This window comes from Serratia sp. X3, from assembly GCF_014982455.1.
In the GTDB taxonomy this organism is placed as follows: Bacteria; Pseudomonadota; Gammaproteobacteria; order Enterobacterales; family Enterobacteriaceae; genus Serratia; species Serratia ureilytica.
The window spans coordinates 158,417-181,393 of the sequence record NZ_JADCNB010000005.1; the positions used below are offsets into that span (position 1 = coordinate 158,417).

Below are 22,977 nucleotides of genomic sequence, written 5' to 3' on the forward strand. Positions count from 1 at the left end.
GTTCCCCCCTTAACCCCGAGGAACCGCCGATGTCTCAACCGATCACCGAGCTTTATACCGACAGTGAATTTTTCAGCCCGTACGCCATGTCCGCCTTTGTCGTGCTGACGGAAAAAGGCATTCCGTTCACCGTGAAGCCGGTGGACCTGGCGAAAGAAGAGAACAAAGAGGCGGCCTACGCGGCGCTGTCGCTCACCCGCCGGGTGCCGACGCTGGCGATCGGCGAGTTCCAGCTCTCGGAGTCTTCGGCGATCGCCGAATACCTGGAAGACATCCATCCGGCCCACGCCGTATACCCGCGCGACGTAAAGCTGCGCGCCAAGGCGCGCGAAATCCAGGCCTGGCTGCGCAGCGATCTGCTGCCGATCCGCGCCGAGCGCTCGACCGAGGTGGTATTCAACAACGGCAAGTTTCCGCCGCTGTCCGAAGCGGCTCAACAGGCCGCGCACAAACTGATCGCCGCCGTAGAAAAGCTGCTGAGCCACGGGCAGGATAATCTGTTCAGGGAATGGTGCATCGCCGACACCGATCTGGCGCTGATGCTTAACCGGCTGGTAATGCACGGCGATCCGGTGCCGGAGCGCGTGCGCCATTATGCGCACAAGCAGTGGCAGCGCCCTTCGGTGCAGGCCTGGCTGGCGCTGTCGGAAAAGCAGCGCGCGTGAGAAAAAATCGGCGGCCACGACGCCGCCGTTCTCAATGCCGAGAAACAACATCACTGCTTGAGGGAAGGCAAATCACCATCCAGAGGGCAGATAGCCTAACAATGAAGCGATGGCGTACACCGCGCTGGCCAAGTACAGCAACACAATGCTGATCTGCAGCAGCGGGTGCGTGATCCAGTTGCACTGCCAGCGTGGCGTCTGGTCGCCGTGTTTGCGCGCGCCGCGCAGGATCAGCATCGGCATGATCGACAGGATCACCCCGCTGAACACCCCGGCGAAGTAGAGCGCGTTGACGAACGACACCAGCCCGCTGTAGGCCAGCACGAACGGCGGCACCACCACCAGCAGCAGCACGCCGAAGCGGCGCAGCGGCAGCTCGTCGTTGCCCAGCCGGAACTTGTCGAAAATATTGGTCAGGAAGCTGCCGCCCAATCCCCAGTACGAGGTCAACATCGCGCACAGCGCGAAGATGTTGGCGGAGAAGAACGCCCACTGCCCCAGCGCCTGGCCCCAGGAAATGGTGGCCACGTCGGAGATGTCATCCAGCCCGCTGAGCGCAATCACCGACATCGGCACCGCCGCCAGCAGAATGAAGGTCACCGCCATGCCGACGATGATCGCCTTCGGCAGCTGCTCCGGCTTATCGGCAAAGCCGCGCGCCATCTCCGGCACGATGTACTGCGCCGAGAAGCAGAACACCACCACGTTGAACACCGGCACCATATAGCGCCATTCGCCGTCCAGCAGGTTGCGCATCTGAGTGGTGTCTTTCAGCAGCGTCGCCGCCACCAGCGCGGTCAACATCACCACCATGCCGATGCTGATGAACTTCTCGCCGCGGCCGATCGCTTTCAAACCGAGGTACAGCACGCCGGCAGCGGGTACGAAGAACAGCAGGCTGCCCAGCGCCGGCGAGATGCCGAACAGCGATTGCAGCAGCTTGCCGCTGCCGGTCATATAGGCGGTGAGCGCCCCGACGCTGTTGACGCACACCGAAGCGAACATCAACCAGGCGCCCAGCCCGCCGACGTAGCGCTTCGCCAGCCCGCTCAGCTGCAGATGCGCGCGGGTGCGCAGCGTGGATTCAGCGACGTACAGCATGGTGATGGTGGTCAGGCTCCCCACCAGCACCAGCCAGAACAGCAGCGGCAGGAAACCGGCCTTGCTGGAGGCATAGGCGATGGAGAGCACCCCGGCGCCGATGTTGGTGCCGACGATCATCGCCACCCCTTCGAGGAAACTTAACGATTTGGCGGGTGCAGGTGCTCGCACCCCGGCGGCAAGCGCCGGAGAAACAGAGATATTATCAGACATGCATCATCCTTTATCGCCCGGCGACGCTGGCCGCCGGGATGGGTTAACGTCCTGACGCTCAACAACTCACATCGATACACAGGTATTTCAGCTCCAGATATTCTTCTATCCCGTAGCGCGATCCTTCACGCCCGAGCCCTGACTGTTTCACGCCGCCGAACGGCGCCACTTCGTTGGAAATCAGCCCGGTGTTGATGCCGACCATGCCGTACTCCAGCGCTTCCGGCACCCGCCACTGGCGCGCGGCGTTCTGCGTGAACAGGTAGGCGGCCAGGCCGAATTCGGTGTCGTTGGCCATGGCGATGGCTTCCGCCTCGTCATGGAAGCGGAACAGCGGCGCCACCGGCCCGAAGGTCTCTTCTTTGGCGAAGCGCATCTTCTGCGTCACGCCGGTCACCACCGTCGGCTGGAAGAAGGTGCCGCCCAGCGCGTGCGGCTGGCCGCCGGTGGCGATCTGCGCCCCTTTGATCAGCGCGTCATCGATGTGGCTCTGCACCTTCGCCACCGCATCACTGTCGATCAGCGGCCCCTGAGTGGTGCCTTCCTGGCTGCCGTCGCCGACTTTCAACTGCTCGACCGCCGCCACCAGCTTCTCCGCCAGCCGCTCGTAGATGCCGTCCTGCACGTAGATGCGGTTGGCGCACACGCAGGTCTGGCCGCTGTTGCGGAACTTGGAGGCCATGATGCCCGCCACCGCCGCGTCCAGATTAGCGTCGTCGAACACGATGACCGGCGCATTGCCGCCCAGCTCCAGCGACAGTTTCTTGATGCTCGGCGCGCACTGCGCCATCAGAATGCGGCCGACCTCGGTCGAGCCGGTAAAGCTCAGTTTGCGCACCACCGGGCTGTCGCACAGTACCTTGCCCACCTGCGCCGCTTCGCCAGTCACCACCTGCAACACGCCGGCGGGAATGCCGGCGTCCTGCGCCAGCTTGGCCAACGCCAGCGCGGTCAGCGGCGTTTGCTCGGCCGGTTTGACGATGATGGCGCAACCGGCCGCCAGCGCCGGCGCCACCTTGCGGGTGATCATCGCCGCCGGGAAATTCCACGGGGTGATGGCCGCGCACACGCCGATCGGCTGCTTCACCACCACCAGGCGCTGCGAAGCCTGCGGCGCCTGCAATACCGCGCCGTCCACCCGTTTGGCCTCTTCGGCGAACCAGGTGATGAACGACGTGGCGTAGGCCACTTCGCCGCGCGCTTCCGCCAGCGATTTGCCCTGCTCGGCGGTCATCAGCTGCGCCAGATCCTCCTGCGAGGCCAGCACCTTATCGGCCCAGGCCAGCAGCAGCGCGGAACGCTGCTTGGCGGTCAGCTGTTTCCAGTCGTTTTGCGCCCGCTGCGCCGCTGCGATCGCCTGCTGGGTTTCCTCTTCGCTGACCAGCGGAATGCTGGCCAGCTCGGCGCCGGTGGCCGGGTTGATCACCGCTTCGCGCTTGCCGCTCAGGGCGTCGCACCATTCGCCGTTGATCAGACACTGGCTGCGCAACAGCTCGGGATTATTCAATTTCATGCCGTTCGCTCCTTAGTGGGCCAGCGCGCGGGACAGAATGCCCATCGCCTTGGTGAACTGATCGTCCGGGATGGTCAGCGGGTAGAGGAAGCGGATCACGTTGCCGTTCACGCCACAACTCAGCAGCAGCAGCCCTTCCTCCATCGCCTTCTGCTGCACCTGACGGGTGACATCGGCTGAAGGTTTACCGGTAGCCGGATCGTTGAACTCCACCGCCACCATCGATCCCTGCGCGCGCACATCGGCGATCGCCGGGCTGGTTTTACGCGCCTGCTGGAGCACTTCCACCAGGTGTTGGCCCAAGCGCTGAGCGCGCTGGCACAGCTGCTCTTCTTCGATCACGTCCAGCACCGCGTGCGCGGCGGCCACCGCCAGCGGGTTACCGGCATAGGTGCCGCCCAGCCCGCCCGGCGCCGGCGCATCCATCACCTCGGCGCGGCCCGCCACCGCCGACAGCGGCATGCCGCCTGCCAGGCTTTTCGCCATAGTGATCAAATCGGGCTTAACGCTGTAGTGCTCCATGGCGAACAGCTTGCCGGTACGGGCGAAGCCGGTCTGCACTTCGTCGGCGATCAGCAGGATGCCGTGCTGGTCGCACAGCGCGCGCAGCGCCTGTATGAAATCGGCCGGCGCCACGTTGAACCCGCCCTCGCCCTGCACCGGCTCCAGCACAATGGCCGCCACCTGCTTGGGATCGATATCCGCTTTAAACAGGCGGTCCAGGCTGTTCATCGCGTCTTCGGTGGTCACGCCGTACAGCGCGTTCGGGTACTGGCCGTGGAACACCGAACCGGGGAATGGGCCAAAGCCCAGTTTGTAAGGCGCCACTTTGCCGGTCAGCGCCATGGTCATGTAGGTGCGGCCGTGGAAGCCGCCGCCGAAGGTGATCAACCCCGGGCGGCCGGTATAAGCGCGGGCGATCTTCACCGCGTTTTCCACCGCTTCCGCGCCGGTGGTGAAGAAGGCGGTTTTACACGGGCCGGCGATCGGCGCGCGCTGGTTGATGCGCTCCGCCAACGAGACATAGCTTTCGTAAGGAACGATCTGATAGGCGGTGTGAGTGAAGGCCTGCAGCTGCTTTTCAATCGCGGCGATCACCTTCGGGTGACGGTGGCCGGTGTTCAGCACGGCGATCCCCGAGGCGAAGTCGATCACTTCTTTGCCTTCCACATCCCACAGCGTGGCGTTCTCTGCACGCTCGGCGTAAAAACCACACATCACGCCCACTCCGCGCGGGGTGGCGTCCTGACGGCGTTGGTTCAATTCTGCGTTTTTCATGCTGTTCTCTCCGGTCGATGCCAGTTACACGTTTCGTTCACATTAGTGAAACAATGCCGTTTATTTACACAGGATGTGGCCCTATAATCGAGTGCCAGTTACGAATAATTGAGGGATCCAATTGCGCTCATTGAGTGGTGATCTGTTGCTGCAGCGCCTCGGCGAACAGCCCGATGACAAGCTGCACAAGCGGCTTTACAACGCGATCCGCACCAGCATTCTCGACGGCAGCCTGCCGCCCTCCAGCCGCCTGCCCGCCTCGCGCGATCTGGCACAGGAGCTCAGCCTGTCCCGCAACACTGTGTTAACCGTTTATGAACAACTGCTGGCGGAAGGCTACGTGTCGGCGCGCGCCGGCAGCGGCACCTTCGTCGCCGACACGGTGCCGGACAGTTGCCTCTCCACCGGCGGCGCTTCGGCGGACGGCAGCGGGCAACCGCGGCGCGTCGACCTGTCGGAGCGCGGCGCCACGCTGCTGCATCACGCCAGCGCCAGCCCCAAACAGTGGGGGGCGTTTATTCCCGGCGTCCCCGACGTCAACGCCTTTCCTCATCAGCTGTTCAGCAAGATCCAGGCGCGCCTCAGCCGCCGCCCGACGCCGCAACGGCTGACCTACAGCAATCAGGGCGGCAGCCCGGAGCTGCAGCATGCGTTGGTGGAGTATTTACGGGTGGCGCGCTCGGTGCGCTGCTCGCCGGAACAGATCCTGATCACTGAAGGCATCCATCAGGCGATCGATCTGGTGACGCGCATGTTGTGCAATCCGGGGGATGACGCCTGGATCGAAGAGCCGGGCTATTGGGGGATCCGCAATATCCTGCGCATCAATGCGCTGAACATCTGCCCGCTGGCGGTGGACGAGGCCGGGCTGGTGCCGCCGGAGCAGCCGGTCAACCCGCCGCGCCTGATCTTTGTCACCCCGTCGCACCAGTATCCGCTCGGTTCGGTGATGAGCCTGGCGCGCCGCCAACGGCTGCTGGCGCTTGCGCGCAACGCCGGCGCTTGGATCGTCGAGGACGACTACGACAGCGAATTCCGCTTTTCCGGCCAACCGATCCCGGCGCTGCAAGGGCTGGAAGCCGACGCGCCGGTGATCTACATCGGCACCTTCAGCAAGACGCTCTATCCGGCGCTGCGCCTCGGCTATGTGGTGTTGCCGCCGCCGCTGGTGCAGCCGCTGAAAACCGCCCACGCCGAGCTGTACCGCGGCGGGCACCTGCTGATCCAGAGCGCGCTGGCGGAATTTATCCAAGAGGGACACTACACCGCGCATATCCGCCGCATGCGGCTGCTGTACGCCCGGCGGCGCGCCTTCCTGACCGGGTTGATCGAACAGCACCTCGGCAAGCAGGCGCTCAGCGAGTTCAACAGCAACGCCGGATTGCACCTGATCCTCAACCTGCCGGACGAGGCCGACGACGTGGCGATCGCCGCCGCCGCCGGCGCGCGCGGGGTGCTGGTGCGGCCGCTGTCGCGCTATTACATGCTGCCCAACCGCCGACGCGGCCTGCTGATGGGCTTTGCCTGCGTGCCGGAAGAGCAGATGGCCGCCGCCTTCACCCAACTGCTTACGTGCATCAACGCCCCGCACTAAGTCAGAATGCCGCCCGCCTGCCTCACCAGGCCTGAAGCCGCCAGCCATCCGCCTGCCGGTTCAGGCGATGCGTCGGCCGCAGCGCCTGCAGGAAGTCTTCGTCGTGCGACACCACCATCATCGCGCCGGGAAAATCCGCCAGTGCGGTTTCGATCGCCAACGACGACGCCAGATCCAGGTGGTTGGTCGGCTCGTCGAGCAACAGCAGCTGCGCCGGTTGGCGCCGCCACAGCGCACAGGCCAGCGCCGCCTTGAGCCTTTCACCGCCGCTGAGCGAGCCCAGCGGCAACGCGATGCGATTCGCGCCAAGCTGCAGCTGCGCCAGCCGGGTGCGCAACGCGCCTTCCGCCAGCGGCGAATCCTGTAGCCCCAGATGCTCCATCACCGACAGGCCCGGGTCGAGCTGCGATAGGGTTTGATCGAGGTAGGCGGTCGACAGCGGACAATGACAATAGCCGGAAAGCGCCGTCAGCTGACCGAGAAGAGTCTTCAGCAGGGTGGATTTGCCGCAGCCGTTGGGGCCGGTCAACGCGACGCGCATCGGGCCGTCGATACGCAGATCGAGCGGCGGCGCGCTGACGAACGGCAGCTGCAGCCGCTCGAGCACCAGCACCTGCTTGTTCGCGCTCACTTCACTGCCCGGCAGCGCCAGCAACACCGGCTGTTCCTCTTCCACCCGCTGGTAGGCTTCGCGCACCGCCGCATCGAGGCTGTCGCGCCGATCCTGATGCTGTTTGCGCAGCGTGCCGAGGCTCTCCTTCGCCGCCGACTTGTAGGCCACCCGCTCGAAAGAGGCGATATTCAGCGTATCGACGACGCGCAGCGTTTGCGCCGAGCGCCGCTGGCTCATGTCGTGCTCTTTCTGTTGGCGGGCGCGGGTGCGGCGGCGCTCCTCGCGCGCATGCTCCAGATCGGCGCGCGCCGCCTGCTGCTGCGCATCGCGCTGCCGCCGGTAGTCATCATAGTTGCCGCCGTAGCTGCGCAGCGCGCCGGGCGTCAGTTCGACGATGCGCTCCATGCGCGCCAGCAGCTGCCGGTCATGGCTGGCGATCAGCAACCCGCCGCGCCACTGATCCAGCTGCTGATACAGCCAGGCGCGGCCGGCGCTGTCGAGGTGGTTGGTCGGTTCGTCCAGCAGCAGAAAATCCGCTTCGCCGAGCAAGGCGCCGCACAGCGCCGCGCGCATCCGCTCGCCGCCGCTCAGCGAACTGGCGGATCGCAACGGATCGAAGGCCGGCAGCCCGGCGGCGGCGAAGGCGTTTTGCAGGCGATCGTGGAGATCCCATCGCCCTTCCAGACGATCGATATCGTCCGCCAGCGGCCGCCCCTGCTCGATACGCGCCAGCGCGGCGAACGCCTCGCCATAGCCCAACAGCTGGGCCAGCGTGGTGTCCGCGGCGATCTCCGGCTGCTGTGCAACGTAAGCTACTGCGGCATGAGATTCGACGTGCCCGTTGCCCGGTTGATCCAGCCCGGCGATCAGGCGCAGCAGCTGGGTTTTGCCGACGCCGTTGCGCCCTACCAGGCCGCAGAGCTGCCGGTCGAAAGCGAGATCCAGCGGGCCGAACAGCGTTTCGCCGTCAGCAAATTGGCAGGTCAGTTGATGTAAAACGAAATAAGGGGACTGCGCAAAATGAGCCATAAGCACTCCTGAATGAGATCAAAACATCCCCACAGGGCGCGAGAGCGCACGGCGTGGGACCAGATATCAACAGGTGTGGGTGTTCATTTTCGGTAATGGCTCCGCAGAGAGAAGGAATTTGCAACGCGTAAAGGCTAACCGATCTTTTGTTCGTTATGCAAACAGAGTCTGAGATTCATGACATCTATCACATTCGGCGCAACGCAAATTCCCAAGCGACGCGACAACGGCTAGATTTATCTCATCCGACCACTTTTGTTCACATAATTATAACAACGGGCCCGATTTCACCCGATGGAGAGTGCAATGAGCAATTACCCTCACCTGCTGGCGCCGCTGGATCTCGGCTTCACCACCCTGAAAAACCGGGTGCTGATGGGATCGATGCATACCGGCCTGGAAGAGCTGCCCGACGGCCCGCAGCGCCTGGCCGCGTTCTATGCCGAGCGCGCCGCCGCCGGCGTGGCGCTGATCGTCACCGGCGGCATTGCCCCGAACGAACAGGGCGTGGTGTTTCGCGGCGGTTCGATCCTCAACAGCGAGGCGCAATTGCCCCACCACCGCCCGGTGACTGAAGCCGTCCACCGGGCGGGCGGCAAAATTGCGCTGCAGATCCTGCACACCGGCCGCTACAGCTATCAACCCAAGCTGGTGGCCCCTTCCGCGCTGCAGGCGCCGATCAACCCGTTTACGCCGAGCGCGCTCAGCGCAGCGGAGATCGAGCAGACTATCGCCGACTTCGCCCGCTGCGCGGCGCTGGCGCAGCAGGCCGGCTATGACGGCGTTGAGGTGATGGGATCCGAGGGCTATCTGATCAACCAATTCTTGACGACGCGCACCAATCAGCGCGACGACCAATGGGGCGGCAGCTTCACCAACCGCATGCGCTTCGCCGTCGAAACCGTCAGGGCGGTACGCCAGGCCGTGGGCCCGGAATTCATTCTGATCTACCGGCTGTCGATGCTCGATCTGGTGGAAGACGGCTCCAGCTGGCAGGAGATCGAGCAGCTGGCGCTGGCGATCGAACAGGCGGGCGCCACGATCATCAATACCGGCATCGGCTGGCACGAAGCGCGTATTCCGACCATCGCCACCATGGTGCCGCGCGCCGGATTCAGCTGGGTGACCCGCAAGCTGATGGGCAAGGTCAGCATCCCGCTGATCACCACCAACCGCATCAACGATCCGGCGGTGGCCGAGCAGGTGCTGGCGGACGGCTGCGCCGACATGGTGTCGATGGCGCGTCCGTTCCTCGCCGACGCCGCCTTTGTGCAGAAAGCCGCCGAGGGGCGCGCCGACGAGATCAATACCTGCATCGGTTGCAACCAGGCCTGTCTCGACCAGATTTTTGAAGGCAAGCTGACTTCCTGTCTGGTCAACCCGCGCGCCTGCCGCGAAACCGAAATGCCGCTGACGATGGCGGAAAAACCGAAAAAACTGGCGGTGGTCGGCGCCGGCCCTGCCGGGCTGGCCTTCGCCACCACCGCCGCCAGCCGTGGCCATCAGGTGACGCTGTTCGACGCCGCCGAGCAGATCGGCGGCCAGTTCAACATCGCCAAGCAGATCCCCGGCAAGGAAGAATTCCATGAAACGCTGCGTTACTTCCGCCGCCAGCTGGCGCTGCGTGAAGTGACGGTCAAACTGGGCGTCAAGGTCGAGGCGGCGGATTTAAGCGAATTCGATGAGGTGATCCTCGCCTGCGGCATCGTGCCGCGCACCCCGGACATCCCCGGCATCGGGCACGCCAAGGTGCTGAGCTATCTGGACGTGCTGCGCGATAAAAAACCGGTCGGCCAGCGGGTGGCGATCGTCGGCGCCGGCGGCATCGGCTTCGATACCGCCGAGTACCTTAGCCAGCACGGCGTGTCCAGCAGCCTGGATCAGGCGGAATTCAACCGCGAATGGGGCATCGATGGCCGCCTTGAACAGCGCGGCGGGCTGGCTGAGCAAGGCCCGCAGGCGCCGCGCGCCGCCCGGCAAATCTACCTGTTGCAGCGCAAAACCAGCAAAGTGGGCGAAGGCCTGGGCAAAACCACCGGTTGGATCCACCGCGCCAGCCTGGCGATGCGCGGCGTGAAGATGCTCAACAGCGTCAGCTATCGGCTGATCGACGACGAAGGGCTGCACATCACCCGCGCCGAGCAAGACAGCTGCCTATCGGTGGACACGGTGGTCATTTGCGCCGGGCAGGAACCGCGCCGCGAACTGCAGCAACCACTGCTGGCGATGGGGAAAACCGTGCACCTGATCGGCGGCGCCGACGTGGCCGCCGAGCTGGACGCCCGCCGCGCGATCGATCAGGGTACGCGGTTGGCGATGGCGCTGTAAAAAAGGGGCGCCCGGCGCCCCTTGTTATTCACGCTCAGCGACGCGCGCCGGATTTCACCGCTCTCAAGATCACGAACTTCTTGTTCGAGGCCACCAGCGTGCAGTTGCCGAACAGGCGCTTGAGCTTCTGATGGTAGTCGAGGTGACGGTTGCCGACGATGCGCAGTTCGCCGCCCACTTGCAGGCAGCGCTTGGCGTCGCAGAACATCTGCCAGGCGGTGTGATCGGTAATGGCGTGTTGCTGGTGGAACGGCGGGTTGCACAGCACCGCCTGCACGCTTTCACGCTCGATGCCTGCCAGCGCGTTGTTCACCTCAAACTGACAGCGGTCCAGCTCTTGCGGCAGGTTGTGCTCCACGTTCAGCTCGCTGGAGGCCACCGCCATGTAGGATTCATCGACGAAAGTCACCTGCGCGTCCGGATTCTGCGCCAGCGCCGTCAGGCCAATCACACCGTTGCCGCAGCCCAGATCGACGATATGGCCGTTCAGGCCGCGCGGCAGATGCTCCATAAACAGGCGCGCGCCGATATCCAGGCTGCCGCGCGAGAAGACGTTGGCGTGGTTGTGGATCAGCCAATCGGTGCCGTCCAGCGTCCAGTTGGTGGTTTCCGCCGCCGCCGGCGGGACGATGTCCGCCGCCTGGCAGAAAATCAGGCGCGCCTTCTTCCACGCCAGGCTGGTGCGCGTCGGGCCCAGCACCTTTTCAAACAGCTGCATCGTCGAGGTATGCACGTCGCGGGCTTTGGCGCCGGCGACGATCAGCGTGTCTTCGGTCACGACGTGGCGCAGCGCGCGCAGCTGCTGTTCCAGCAGCGCCAGCGCTTTCGGCACGCGAATCAGCACCACTGCCGGCGCCGCCGGCAGCTCGGCCAGGCTGTCCAGCAGCGTGACCTGCTCGGGATCCAGACCGTTGAGCTTGAGGTTGTGGCGCGTCGCCAACTGGCTCATGTACGAGTCGCTGACGCTGTAAGGACGATGCGCGTGCAGCGCGCAGGCCAGGGTGCCGAAGTTATCGTTGAAAATCAGCACCGGGCGGCCGCCGATATCTACATTTTCAAGCTGTTGCAGCAGATATTCGTCCGCTGCTTCCCACGCCTGCAGCTGGGTGGATTCTTCCTGTTGGGGATAACGCTCCAGCTCAAGTTGCTGTGTTCCCAGATCGAGTTGGGTCATTGCCCCTCCTGACTGATAAAATTTGGGCTGTTTATCCCCTAAAAACGCCCGTCAGTAAAATGTTTTTTCGGATAAATTGCGTATTGCGCCGCGTATCTGAAAACCCACGCCCCTTTTCCCCTTTAACAACATTAACCTTCCTTGCTCGCACGTCCATGTTGACGTTTTTTTAACCTGACGGAGTGTAACTTTAAATGTTACACTGCCAATCCCTATGGAAGGGGGAAGCATGATTAAATCTTTCCGCGATCGCTATCTGGAACAGTTCTATCTGGAAGGCAGGCGCAGCCGTCTGATTCCCGGCATGCTCGAACGGCAGTTGGCCAGAAAGCTCGATATGTTGGCGGCCGCGCAGCAAGAGCGGGATTTGCATCACCCCACGGGCAACTATTACAAGCGGCTATCCGGGCCGTTTCAGGGGTGGTCAAGTCTGCGCGTTAATATGCACTGGCGGCTGATGTTCCAGTGGCGACATGATGCCGCTGAAAGAATTTACCTCGATCCTCACCAAGATACCTGAACGAGGGAGAACCCATGTTGGAAACCACGACTCGCGAACCCACCACGGTGGGGGAAGTGCTGCAGGAAGAGTATTTAACGCCGTTGGGCATCGGCCAGGAAGAACTGGCGAAGGTGCTGGGCGTCACCCGCGCCACCGTTAACCGCCTGTGCAATGGGCATCGACGCATGAGCGTTGCCGAGGCCAACCTGTTTGCCGATCTGTTCGAAACGACCGCCGACTTTTGGCTGAACCTGCAGGCGGCGCACGATCGCTGGGAGGCCAGACAGGCCGATGCGCAGCGTGTGCGGCTGCGGCCAATCAAAGAAATACTGGGACGCAATATCACTCATGCATGACATCGAGCTCGCTTACCTGCAAGGCTACCCGGCGCATCTGCAAAGCCAGGTGCAGCAATTGATCCACCAGAACCGGCTGGGAGACGTGCTGCTGCAGCGCTATCCGCAGGTGCACGACTGCACCACCGACAAGTCGCTGTATCAGTTTACCGTCGATCTGAAAAACCAGTATCTGCGCAACGCCCAGCCGCTGAGCAAGGTGGCTTACGACAGCAAGATCCACGTCATGAAGCACGCGCTTGGCCTGCATACCGCCATCTCGCGCGTGCAGGGCGGCAAGCTGAAAGCCAAGGCGGAAATCCGCGTGGCGACAGTGTTCAAAGTCGCGCCCGAGCCGTTCCTGCGCATGATCGTAGTGCATGAGCTGGCGCACCTGAAAGAGAAAGATCACAACAAGGCGTTCTACAGCCTGTGCTGCCATATGGAACCGGATTACCACCAGCTGGAGTTCGATACCCGGCTGTATCTGACGCACCTTTCGCTGTTCGGCGAGCTGTATGCATAGCGAATGAGGGCGTGATAATCTGCGGTTTTAAGCCTGGACCGGAGCTCGCCATGATTCGCTTTGCCGTCGTCGGCACCAACTGGATTACGGAACGTTTTATTGATGCCGCCCATGAAAGCGGCAAACTCAAGCTGAGCGCCGTGTATTCACGCTCGCTGGAACAGGCGCAGGCGTTTGGCGCCAACTATCAGGTCACGCAGTTTTTCGACTCTCTCGAGGTGATGGCCCAGTCCGACGCCATAGACGCGGTGTATATCGCCAGCCCCAATTCCCTGCATTGCCCGCAATCGCTGCTGTTCCTGCGCCATAAAAAGCACGTGATCTGCGAAAAACCGCTGGCCTCCAACCAGCGCGAAGCGGAACAGCTGGCGGCCTGCGCGCGGGAAAATCAGGTGGTGCTGTTCGAAGCGTTCAAAAGCGCCTATCTGCCGAATTTTCTGGCGCTGCAGCAGGCATTGCCGAAAGTCGGCCGGCTGCGCAAAGCCTTCATCAACTACTGCCAATACTCTTCGCGCTACCCGCGCTACCTGGCCGGCGAGAACCCCAACACGTTTAACCCGCAGTTCTCCAACGGCTCGATCATGGATATCGGCTACTACTGCCTGGCCAGCGCGGTGGCGCTGTTCGGCGCGCCGCAGTCGGTGCTCGCCAGCGCCACACTGCTCGATACCGGCGTTGACGCCCACGGCACCGTCTGCCTGAACTACGGTGATTTCGACGTCACGCTTTCCCATTCCAAGGTCAGCGACTCGGCGATCCCCAGCGAGATCCAGGGGGAGGAAGGCACGCTGATTATCGACAAGATTTCCGAGTGCCAGGGCGTGGCGCTAACGCCGCGCGGCGGCAACCGTCAAGATCTGAGCCAGCCGCAGCACATCAACACCATGCTGTATGAGGCGCTGGCCTTTGCCGAGCTGGTGGAAAATCACCGGGTGGAGCATCCGGGGCTGGAGAATTCGCTGATCGTCGCCCGCCTGCTGACCGATATCCGCCGCCAGACCGGCGTCGTCTTCCCCGCCGACGGAGAATGAGATGAAACCGCTGCTCGTGATGCAAACCGGCGACGCGCCGCAGGCCATTCGTCAGGAATTGGCCAACTTTGAAGACATGTTCCTGCAACAGGGCAATATCGACGCCGAACGTGCGCACATCGTGCACCTGCCCGCCGGCGAACGGCCGTTGCCGCCGGCCGCCTATTGCGGCGTGGTCATCACCGGCTCGCCGGCGATGGTGACCGAACAGCTGCCGTGGAGCGAGGCAGCGGCCGAGTGGCTGCGCCAGGCGATGGCGATCAAACTCCCGCTGTTCGGCGTCTGCTACGGCCACCAGCTGTTGGCCTACGCGCTCGGCGGCGAAGTGGGCTACCACCCGCAGGGCATGGAGGTGGGTACGCTGGAGATCGAACTGCTGCCCGCCGCGGCCGAAGACCGGCGGCTCACCCTGCTGCCGCCGCGCTTCAAAGCCAACCTGATCCACTCGCAGAGCGTGCTGACGCCGCCCGCCAGCGCGCAGACGCTAGCGCGTTCGCAGCAGGACGCGCACCAGATCCTGCGCTATGGCGATCATGCCCTGACCACCCAGTTCCACCCGGAATTCAACGGCGCGGTGATGAGCCAGTATCTGCAGTGGCTCGGCGAGCTGCATCCCGAGCAGCAGGCCCGCTATCAGCAGCAACAACAACAGGTTAGCGACACGCCGTTCAGCCGCCTGCTGCTGCAGGGATTCGTCGTCAGCCTGGGCGCGCAAAAAGCGTTGGCCGGCTAACGCGATTCACGTTGACCGCCGACACATTTTGCATTACTTTCTGCTCTGCAAAGGGGAGTAACTTCATTGCCGGTCAATCGTCATTACGATGCGCAAGCATCCGGTTACCGGGCAACCTGATGTCAAAGGTGTAACCACCTTCATCAACGTTGTAAGTGAGACCTTGCCGGAAGGCGAGGTTTGCTTGCAGCGTTCACAGAGCGGCTGGCGTCTTCCGACGTTGGCCGTTTTTGTTTTTGAAGGATACCTCTGATGATGAATTCCGTTGGCACACCGTGGTTATGGGGCAGCTTCGCCGCCGTCATAGTCGTGATGCTCGCAATCGACCTCCTGTTGCAGGGCCGTAAAGGCGCGCACACCATGACCCTGAAGCAGGCCGCCAGTTGGTCGCTGGTGTGGGTCAGCCTCTCTCTGCTGTTCAATTTCGGTTTCTGGTACTACCTGAATGAAACCGCCGGGCGCGCCGTCGCCGATACCCAGGCGCTGGCCTTCCTGACCGGCTACCTGATCGAAAAAGCGCTGGCGGTGGATAACGTGTTCGTCTGGCTGATGCTGTTCAGCTACTTCGCCGTGCCGGCCAACCTGCAGCGGCGAGTGCTGATCTATGGCGTGTTGGGGGCGATCGTGCTGCGGACCATCATGATCTTCGCCGGCAGCTGGCTGGTCAGCCAGTTCCAGTGGCTGCTGTATCTGTTCGGCGCTTTCCTGCTGTTCACCGGTATTAAGATGGCGCTGGCGAAGGAAGATGACTCGGCGATCGGCGACAAGCCGCTGGTGAAATGGCTGCGCAGCCGCCTGCGCATGACCGACAGCCTGGAAGGCGAGCGCTTCTTCGTGCGCCGCAACGGCATCCTGTTCGCCACCCCGCTGGTGCTGGTGCTGATCCTGGTGGAACTGAGCGACGTGATTTTCGCGGTGGACAGCATTCCGGCGATCTTCGCCGTGACCACCGATCCGTTCATCGTCCTGACCTCCAACCTGTTCGCCATCATGGGCCTGCGCGCCATGTACTTCCTGCTGGCCAACGTGGCGGAACGGTTCTCGATGCTGAAATACGGCCTGTCGGTGATCCTGGTATTTATCGGCATCAAGATGCTGATTATCGACTTCTTCCACATCCCGATCGGCGTTTCGCTCGGCGTGGTGGCGGGCATCCTGACGCTCACCTTGCTGATCAACGCCTGGGTCAATCACCGCAACGATCGCCTGGCGAAGAAATAACCATAATCTGTTATCCGGGGCGCTAGTCGCCCCGTGATTGTTTGGCAATTCCCGCAAAACGCCAAACGTTATTGCGATCACACAAATGTAACCAGTATGTTATCAAGTGTTGATCCGCGCTCAGAATTTCACCCTCGCCTCTTTCCAACATCATTCGATTGCTGAATACTGATTCGGCAAACACACTTAGTTACAGAATCATATAAAGCTGCCCGGCGTCGTTCCCGCCGCGGCGGCCAGATAACATCAGGAAGAAAGCACTATGCAAAAACTACTACAAAAGATCACGCAGGGCAGCCTGGTCAAACAAATCATGGTCGGCCTGGTGGCCGGCATTCTGGTGGCGCTGGTTTCACCGGCGGCGGCGGCGGCGGTTGGCCTGCTCGGCACCCTGTTCGTCGGCGCGCTGAAAGCGGTGGCGCCGGTGCTGGTGCTGATTCTGGTCATGGCCTCGATCGCCAACCATAAACAGGGGCAGAAGACCAACATTCGCCCGATCCTGTTCCTCTACCTGCTGGGCACTTTTGCCGCCGCGCTGGTGGCGGTGGTCGTCAGCTTTATCTTCCCTTCCACGCTGGCGCTGACCACCGGCGCGACGGACATTACCCCGCCGGGCGGCATCGTGGAGGTGATGAAGGGCCTGTTGATGAGCGTGGTGGCCAACCCGTTCCATGCGCTGATTAACGCCAACTACATCGGCATTCTGGCGTGGGCCGTCGGGCTGGGGCTGGCGCTGCGCCACGCTTCCGAGGCCACCAAGGGGCTGATCAACGACATGTCCCATGCGGTCACGCTGGTGGTGCGCGCGGTGATCCGCTGTGCGCCGCTCGGCATCTTCGGCCTGGTGGCCTCCACGCTGGCGGAAACCGGCTTCGGCGCGCTGTGGGGCTACGCCCAGCTGCTGATGGTGCTGCTTGGCTGCATGCTGCTGGTGGCGCTGGTGCTCAACCCGTTGATCGTTTACTGGAAGATCCGCCGCAACCCGTATCCGCTGGTGTTCGCCTGCCTGCGCGAGAGCGGCGTGACCGCCTTCTTCACCCGCAGCTCCGCCGCCAACATCCCGGTGAATATGGAACTGTGCAAGAAGCTGAACCTGAATGAGGACACCTACTCGGTTTCCATCCCGCTGGGCGCCACCATCAACATGGCCGGCGCGGCGATCACCATCACCGTGTTGACGCTGGCGGCGGTAAACACGCTGGGCATCGCGGTGGACGTCCCGACCGCCCTGCTGTTGAGCGTGGTGGCGGCCCTCTGCGCCTGCGGCGCCTCCGGCGTGGCCGGCGGTTCGCTGCTGCTGATCCCGCTGGCGTGCAACATGTTCGGCATTCCGAACGACGTGGCGATGCAGGTGGTGGCGGTCGGCTTTATCATCGGCGTACTGCAGGATTCGGCGGAAACCGCCCTCAACTCCTCCACCGACGTGCTGTTCACCGCCGCGGCCTGCCAGGCGGAAGACCAGCGGCTGGCGAACGAAGATCCGCTGAAGGTGCGTTAATCGCGCGTTGCTTCATCAAAAAGGCGCTCCTTCGAGCGCCTTTTTTGTCAGCCTTACAGCGTCACCCCGCTTTTAAAGATCGCCAGCTCGCGGAAGTCGTTGGTTTCATTACGCGCCGGGCGCCCGTTGGCGATCTCGACAATCAGATCGATGAAGCGGCTGAGCAACGTCTCCATCGCCACGCCGTGGATCAGGCTGCCGGCGTCAAAATCGATCCAGTGCGGTTTCTTCGCCGCCAGCTCGCTGTTGGTGGCCAGCTTCACCGTCGGCACAAAGCCGCCGTACGGCGTGCCGCGCCCGGTGCTGAACAGCACCATATGGCAGCCGGCGCCGGCCAGCGCGCTGGTCGCCACGGCGTCGTTGCCCGGCGCGCTGAGCAGATTCAGCCCCGGCACACGCAGCCGCTCGCCGTATTTCAGCACGTCCACCACCTGGCTTAGCCCCGCCTTTTGGGTGCAGCCGAGCGATTTCTCCTCCAGCGTGGTGATGCCGCCGGCCTTGTTGCCCGGCGACGGGTTCTCATAAATCGGCTGCTGATGGGCGATGAAATAGCGTTTGAAATCGTTGATCATGTCGACGGTTTTGTCGAAGGTCTCCCCATCGCGGCAGCGGCTCATCAGAATGCGCTCGGCGCCGAACATCTCCGGCACTTCGGTCAGCACCGTGGTGCCGCCGTTGGCGATCAGATAATCGGAGAACCGCCCCAGCAGCGGGTTGGCGGTGATACCCGACAATCCGTCCGAACCGCCGCATTCCAGGCCGAACTTCAGCTCGCTCAGGCGGCCCGGCTCGCGGCGATCGTGGCGCATCTCCCGATACAGCTCGTGCAACAGCGCCAGCCCGGCCTCCACTTCGTCGTCCTGCTGTTGGCACACCATAAAGCGCAACCGCCGCTCGTCCTCTATCCCCAGCGTGGCGCGAAAGGCATCCACCTGATTGTTCTCGCAACCCAGCCCGATCACCAGTACCGCGCCGGCGTTGGGATGGCGCGCCAGGTTTTGCAGCATGATGCGGGTGTTGGCATGATCCTGCCCCAGCTGCGAGCAGCCGAACGGGTGGCTGAACAGATGCACGCCGTCGATCCCGTCCGCCTGTGTTTGCTGCAAAAAACGCTGCTGGATCTGGCGAGCGATACCGTTGACACAGCCGACGGTCGGCACGATCCACAGCTCGTTGCGGATCCCCACTTCGCCGTTGGCCCGTCGGTACAGCCGCACCTCGCGATCCGCCGCCTGCGGCGGCAGCGTCGGGAACTGCGGCTGGTAACGGTAGTTGTCCAGATCGCTCAGGTTGGTTTTGACGTTTTGCGAATGAATATGCTCCCCAGGCGCAATGGCCGCGAGCGCATGGCCGATCGGCTGGCCATATTTGATGATGTCTTCACCCTCGGCGATCGGGCCGAGCGCAAATTTATGCCCGCGCGCCACCGGCTGCGCCAGTTTGACGACTGCCCCTTCCAGCTCAACGCGCTCTCCGGCAGCCAGATCGCGCAGCGCCACCGCCACGTTATCCTGCTCGTGAATCTTTATCGTACTTTGCATAAACCGGTCCCGGATAAAGGCTACGCCAGTTCAATGGCGAAATAGTTTTTGGCGTTGTCGAAGCAGATGTTTTTCACCATCTCGCCCAGCAGCGCGATATCCGCCGGCGCTTCGCCGTCCGCCACCCAGCGGCCGATCATCTGGCAAAGGATGCGGCGGAAGTATTCATGGCGCGTATAAGACAAGAAACTGCGACTGTCGGTCAGCATGCCGACGAAGCGGCTCAGCAGCCCGAGCTGGGCCAGCTGCGTCATTTGGCGCTGCATGCCGTCCTTCTGATCGTTGAACCACCAGCCGGAGCCGAACTGCATCTTGCCCGGCGTGCCTTCCCCCTGAAAATTGCCGATCATGGTGCCGATCACTTCGTTATCGCGCGGATTGAGGCAATAGAGAATGGTTTTCGGCAGACCGCCCTGCCGCGCCTGAGCATCCAGCAGCCGCGACAGCGGTTCCGCCAGCGGCCGGTCGTTGATTGAGTCGAAGCCGATATCCGGCCCGACGGCGGCCAACATGCGGCTGTTGTTATTGCGCAGCGCGCCGATGTGATACTGCTGCACCCAGCCGCGGCGCCGGTACTCGCCGGCCAAAAACAGCAGCACCGCGCTTTTGAACTGGGCGCTCTGTTCCGGCGTCGGCAGCTCGCCGTTCAGGCGGCGCAGCAGGATCGCATCCAGCGCCGCTTCATCAGCCTCGCCGAACACCACCACGTCCAGCGCATGGTCGGCCACCTTGCAACCGTGGGCGGCAAAGTGATCCATGCGCTTGTACAGGGCGTCGCACAGCGCGCTGAAGCGGCCGATGGCGGTGTCCGCCGCCGCCTCCAACTGCCGCAGATAGTCGTTGAAGCCGGGCGCATCGATGGTGAAAGCCTTGTCCGGCCGCCAGCTCGGCAGCACTTTGATAGCGAAACTGCGATCGTCGGCGATCGCCCGATGATGACGCAGATCGTCGATCGGATCGTCGGTGGTGCCGACCATTTTCACGTTCATTTGCTGCATGATGCCGCGCGCGCGAAACTCATCCTGCGCCAGCAGCGCATTGCCGCGCTGCCAGATTTCATCCGCCGTGGCCGGCGACAACAGCATATCGGTGATACCGAACGGGCGACGCAGCTCCAGATGCGTCCAGTGATAGAGCGGGTTGCCGATGGTGTGCGGCACCGTGGCGGCCCAGGCGTCGAATTTCTCGCGATCGCCCGCATCGCCGGTGCACAACCGCTCCGCCACGCCGTTGGTGCGCATCGCCCGCCATTTGTAGTGATCGCCCCGCAGCCAGATATCGTACAGGTTGCTGAAGCGGGTATTCTCCGCGATCTGCTGCGGCGGCAAATGGCAGTGGTAATCGAAAATCGGCTGCTGCGCCGCGTAGTCGTGATACAAGCGCCGGGCAAATTCGCTGTCCAGCAGGAAATCTTCGCTCAAAAACGTCGCCATCTCGGGCTCCTTACTTGCCGTGCGGCACGGGGTTCGAATCACAAAAGTTATCACACCAATTTTAACTGGCGTCCAGCAGATTTTTCCCGATGTCTGCCGTTCATCCTCTCTCCACGCCCTTTTTCGCTCAATTTACCGGCAAAAATGCCCTATTTCACCGGCCACAGTATCACTCAGGCGAATAATTCCTTTTGTGATATCACTCAACTTTTAAACCTGTATGACAGGTTATTGTCTCGCCAGCCGCATCGACGGCCACACCTTCAAACGGGGAGACACTTCGGATGCGTAAAATTAAAGGGTTACGCTGGTACATGATCGGACTGGTGACCATCGGCACTGTGCTGGGTTACCTGACCCGCAACGCCATCGCCGTGGCGGCGCCGACGCTGGAAGATACGCTGCACATCACCACCCAACAGTATTCCTATATCGTCGCCGCCTACTCCGCGTGCTACACCGTGATGCAACCGGTGGCGGGCTACGTGCTGGACGTGCTGGGCACCAAGGTCGGCTACGCGATGTTCGCTATTCTGTGGGCGCTGTTCTGCATGGGCACCGCGTTGGCCAACAGTTGGGGCGGGCTGGCGTTGGCGCGCGGCGCGGTCGGCATGGCGGAAGCGGCGATGATCCCCGCCGGGCTGAAGGCCAGCAGCGAATGGTTTCCGGCCAAAGAACGTTCGATCGCCGTCGGCTATTTCAACGTGGGCTCGTCGATCGGCGGCATGATCGCCCCGCCGCTGGTGGTATGGGCCATCGTCGCGCACAGCTGGGAGATGGCGTTCATCATCACCGGCGTGCTGAGCCTGATCTGGGCCATCTGCTGGCTGCTGTTCTACAAACACCCGAAAGATCAGAAGAAACTGAGCCAGGAAGAACGCCGTTACATTCTCGAAGGCCAGGAAGCGCAGCACCAGACCTCTAACGCCAAAAAGATGTCCGCCTGGCAGATCGTACGCAACCGCCAGTTCTGGGGCATCGCGCTGCCGCGCTTTCTGGCGGAGCCGGCGTGGGGCACCTTCAACGCCTGGATCCCGCTGTTCATGTTCAAGGCCTACGGTTTTAACCTGAAAGAGATCGCCATGTTCGCCTGGATGCCGATGCTGTTCGCCGATCTCGGCTGCATCGTCGGCGGCTACCTGCCGCCGCTGTTCCAGAAGTATTTCAAGGTCAACCTGATCGTCTCGCGTAAGCTGGTGGTGACGATGGGGGCGGTGTTGATGATCGGCCCCGGCATGATCGGCCTGTTCACCAGCCCTTACGCGGCTATCGCGCTGCTGTGCGTCGGCGGCTTCGCCCATCAGGCGCTGTCCGGCGCGTTGATCACCCTCTCTTCCGACGTGTTCGGCCGCAATGAGGTGGCGACCGCCAACGGGCTGACCGGCATGGCGGCCTGGACCGCCAGCACGCTGTTCGCCCTGGTGGTCGGCGCCCTGGCGGACACCCTCGGCTTCAGCCCGCTGTTCGCCGCGCTGTCGGTCTTCGACATTCTCGGCGCCATCGTTATCTGGACGGTGTTGCAAAACCGTCCGGCCGCCGAACCGCAACCCGCTGCGCTGCAGCCCACCCCGGCGCGCAGCTGATCCCCCGCCCGGCCGCTGCGCCGGGCCCCTTGCTCCTCTGGCAGCGGTGCCGAATAAGTGGTATAACAAATCCGATGGCCACGCGCCCCTTCCCACCGCACCGTATAGAGCATTCACTATGGAATTCACTGAAACCAGACGCCTGTATCAGCAACTGGCCGCCGAGCTGAAGCAACGCATCGAAAGCGGCCGTTACCCGGTGGGCGACAAGCTGCCGGCCGAGCGATACATCGCCGAAGAGATGAACGTCAGCCGCACCGTGGTGCGCGAGGCGATCATCATGCTGGAAGTGGAAGGCTATGTGGACGTGCGCAAGGGATCCGGGATCCACGTGGTGTCCAACCAGCAAAAGCACCTGGTGGTGCCGGGCGACAGCATCGAGTTCGCCACCGCCGGCCCGTTTGAGCTGCTGCAGGCCCGCCAGCTGATAGAAAGCAACATCGCCGAATTCGCCGCCACCCAGGTGACCAAGCAGGATATCGTACAACTGATGGAGATCCAGGAACACGCCCGCAAAGAAGACCGTTTCCGCGACTCGCAGTGGGATCTGAAGTTCCACGTGCAGGTAGCGCTGGCCACCCAGAACACCGCCATGGCCACCATCGTGGAAAAAATGTGGGTGCAGCGGGTCAACAACCCTTACTGGAAGAAACTGCACGAGCACATCGACGAACGCTCGATCGCCAGCTGGTGCGACGATCACGATCAGATCCTCAAGGCGCTGATGCGCAAAGATCCTTACGCCGCCAAACTGGCGATGTGGCAGCACCTGGAGAACACCAAGCAGATGCTGTTCAACGCCACCAGCGACGACTTCGAATACAACGCCGACCGCTATCTGTTCGCCGAGAACCCGGTGGTGCACCTGGACGGCGTGAGCCACGAGCAGAAATAGCCACGGCGGTCAAAAACCGTCGGCTTATGTCAGGTAATGTAAAATCCGCTGAATCGATGCCGGAACCGCCGTTTGCCGTGTACTATTTCACCGTCGGCAACGTAGATTTCCCTGTTGCCAATCGTGCTATTTTGGTAGAGTTAGCCCACTTTTTTACCCATTGCTGCGGGG

General features: G+C 62.6%; 19 protein-coding genes. 12 read left to right on the top strand and 7 right to left on the bottom strand.

The genetic code is table 11. The annotated features are described in order from the left end of the window. The first annotated feature begins 29 nt into the window (after positions 1 to 29). Positions 30 to 665, top strand: coding sequence for a glutathione transferase (yfcF, locus tag IMX17_RS19120; protein WP_193550122.1), 636 nt, complete (start codon positions 30 to 32; stop codon positions 663 to 665). 72 nt (positions 666 to 737) lie between these two features. Here yfcF and IMX17_RS19125 read toward each other — a convergent pair whose 3' ends face one another. The 3 genes from IMX17_RS19125 to IMX17_RS19135 are packed head-to-tail and all read right to left on the bottom strand — an operon-like array spanning position 738 to position 4,770. Next, entirely contained in the window at positions 738 to 1,979 is a 1,242-nt protein-coding gene (locus tag IMX17_RS19125; protein WP_193550123.1) for an amino acid permease, read from the bottom strand. Positions 1,980 to 2,037: 58 nt separating this feature from the next. Continuing rightward, positions 2,038 to 3,492: an NAD-dependent succinate-semialdehyde dehydrogenase gene (locus IMX17_RS19130; protein ID WP_193550124.1), complete on the bottom strand. Its 1,455-nt coding sequence runs from the start codon at positions 3,490 to 3,492 to the stop codon at positions 2,038 to 2,040. A gap of 12 nt (positions 3,493 to 3,504) precedes the next feature. Continuing rightward, entirely contained in the window at positions 3,505 to 4,770 is a 1,266-nt protein-coding gene (locus tag IMX17_RS19135; RefSeq protein ID WP_193550125.1) for a 4-aminobutyrate--2-oxoglutarate transaminase, read from the bottom strand. Positions 4,771 to 4,891: 121 nt separating this feature from the next. Here IMX17_RS19135 and IMX17_RS19140 point away from each other — a divergent pair, with 121 nt between their 5' ends. Further along, positions 4,892 to 6,364: a PLP-dependent aminotransferase family protein gene (locus IMX17_RS19140; RefSeq protein ID WP_182265451.1), complete on the top strand. Its 1,473-nt coding sequence runs from the start codon at positions 4,892 to 4,894 to the stop codon at positions 6,362 to 6,364. A 22-nt stretch (positions 6,365 to 6,386) separates the two neighbouring features. On the opposite strand, the gene IMX17_RS19145 is transcribed toward IMX17_RS19140, so the two are convergent. Next, positions 6,387 to 8,006, bottom strand: a complete 1,620-nt coding sequence (locus IMX17_RS19145) for an ABC-F family ATP-binding cassette domain-containing protein (RefSeq protein ID WP_193550126.1) — start codon at positions 8,004 to 8,006, stop codon at positions 6,387 to 6,389. A gap of 306 nt (positions 8,007 to 8,312) precedes the next feature. Here IMX17_RS19145 and IMX17_RS19150 point away from each other — a divergent pair, with 306 nt between their 5' ends. After that, positions 8,313 to 10,334, top strand: coding sequence for an FAD-dependent oxidoreductase (locus IMX17_RS19150; protein WP_046897265.1), 2,022 nt, complete (start codon positions 8,313 to 8,315; stop codon positions 10,332 to 10,334). Between the two features lie 34 nt (positions 10,335 to 10,368). On the opposite strand, the gene rlmG is transcribed toward IMX17_RS19150, so the two are convergent. Then, positions 10,369 to 11,508, bottom strand: a complete 1,140-nt coding sequence (rlmG, locus tag IMX17_RS19155; protein WP_046897264.1) for a 23S rRNA (guanine(1835)-N(2))-methyltransferase RlmG — start codon at positions 11,506 to 11,508, stop codon at positions 10,369 to 10,371. 229 nt (positions 11,509 to 11,737) lie between these two features. Here rlmG and IMX17_RS19160 point away from each other — a divergent pair, with 229 nt between their 5' ends. The 7 genes from IMX17_RS19160 to sstT all read left to right on the top strand — a co-directional run bounded on the left by IMX17_RS19160 (position 11,738) and on the right by sstT (position 17,354). After that, positions 11,738 to 12,028 carry a type II toxin-antitoxin system RelE/ParE family toxin gene (locus IMX17_RS19160; RefSeq protein WP_046897263.1) on the top strand — a complete coding sequence of 97 codons (291 nt, stop codon included), beginning with the start codon at positions 11,738 to 11,740 and terminating at the stop codon, positions 12,026 to 12,028. A gap of 14 nt (positions 12,029 to 12,042) precedes the next feature. Next, complete coding sequence (locus tag IMX17_RS19165; protein ID WP_015379150.1) at positions 12,043 to 12,366, top strand: HigA family addiction module antitoxin; 324 nt, start codon at positions 12,043 to 12,045, stop codon at positions 12,364 to 12,366. Next, on the top strand, positions 12,359 to 12,871 hold the full coding sequence (locus tag IMX17_RS19170) for a M48 family metallopeptidase (protein WP_042785417.1): 513 nt from the start codon (positions 12,359 to 12,361) through the stop codon (positions 12,869 to 12,871). The genes IMX17_RS19165 and IMX17_RS19170 overlap by 8 nt, the downstream gene beginning before the upstream one ends. Before the next feature lie 50 nt (positions 12,872 to 12,921). Beyond that, positions 12,922 to 13,902: a Gfo/Idh/MocA family protein gene (locus tag IMX17_RS19175; protein WP_193550127.1), complete on the top strand. Its 981-nt coding sequence runs from the start codon at positions 12,922 to 12,924 to the stop codon at positions 13,900 to 13,902. Between the two features lies 1 nt (position 13,903). After that, positions 13,904 to 14,635, top strand: a complete 732-nt coding sequence (locus IMX17_RS19180; RefSeq protein WP_193550128.1) for a glutamine amidotransferase — start codon at positions 13,904 to 13,906, stop codon at positions 14,633 to 14,635. Between the two features lie 252 nt (positions 14,636 to 14,887). Beyond that, positions 14,888 to 15,856, top strand: coding sequence for a TerC family protein (locus IMX17_RS19185; protein WP_304621630.1), 969 nt, complete (start codon positions 14,888 to 14,890; stop codon positions 15,854 to 15,856). 262 nt (positions 15,857 to 16,118) lie between these two features. Beyond that, positions 16,119 to 17,354: a serine/threonine transporter SstT gene (gene sstT, locus IMX17_RS19190; RefSeq protein ID WP_193550129.1), complete on the top strand. Its 1,236-nt coding sequence runs from the start codon at positions 16,119 to 16,121 to the stop codon at positions 17,352 to 17,354. Between the two features lie 53 nt (positions 17,355 to 17,407). On the opposite strand, the gene IMX17_RS19195 is transcribed toward sstT, so the two are convergent. Both IMX17_RS19195 and uxaC read right to left on the bottom strand, forming a co-directional pair. After that, positions 17,408 to 18,895, bottom strand: coding sequence for a UxaA family hydrolase (locus tag IMX17_RS19195; RefSeq protein WP_193550130.1), 1,488 nt, complete (start codon positions 18,893 to 18,895; stop codon positions 17,408 to 17,410). 20 nt (positions 18,896 to 18,915) lie between these two features. Then, entirely contained in the window at positions 18,916 to 20,328 is a 1,413-nt protein-coding gene (gene uxaC, locus IMX17_RS19200; RefSeq protein WP_193550131.1) for a glucuronate isomerase, read from the bottom strand. 284 nt (positions 20,329 to 20,612) lie between these two features. Between uxaC and IMX17_RS19205 the strand changes: the two genes are divergently transcribed. Continuing rightward, a complete protein-coding gene (locus IMX17_RS19205; protein ID WP_025304349.1) occupies positions 20,613 to 21,911 on the top strand; it encodes an MFS transporter in 1,299 nt (432 codons plus the stop codon). A 118-nt stretch (positions 21,912 to 22,029) separates the two neighbouring features. Further along, positions 22,030 to 22,806 carry a transcriptional regulator ExuR gene (gene exuR / locus IMX17_RS19210; RefSeq protein ID WP_033651265.1) on the top strand — a complete coding sequence of 259 codons (777 nt, stop codon included), beginning with the start codon at positions 22,030 to 22,032 and terminating at the stop codon, positions 22,804 to 22,806. Positions 22,807 to 22,977: the final 171 nt, after the last annotated feature.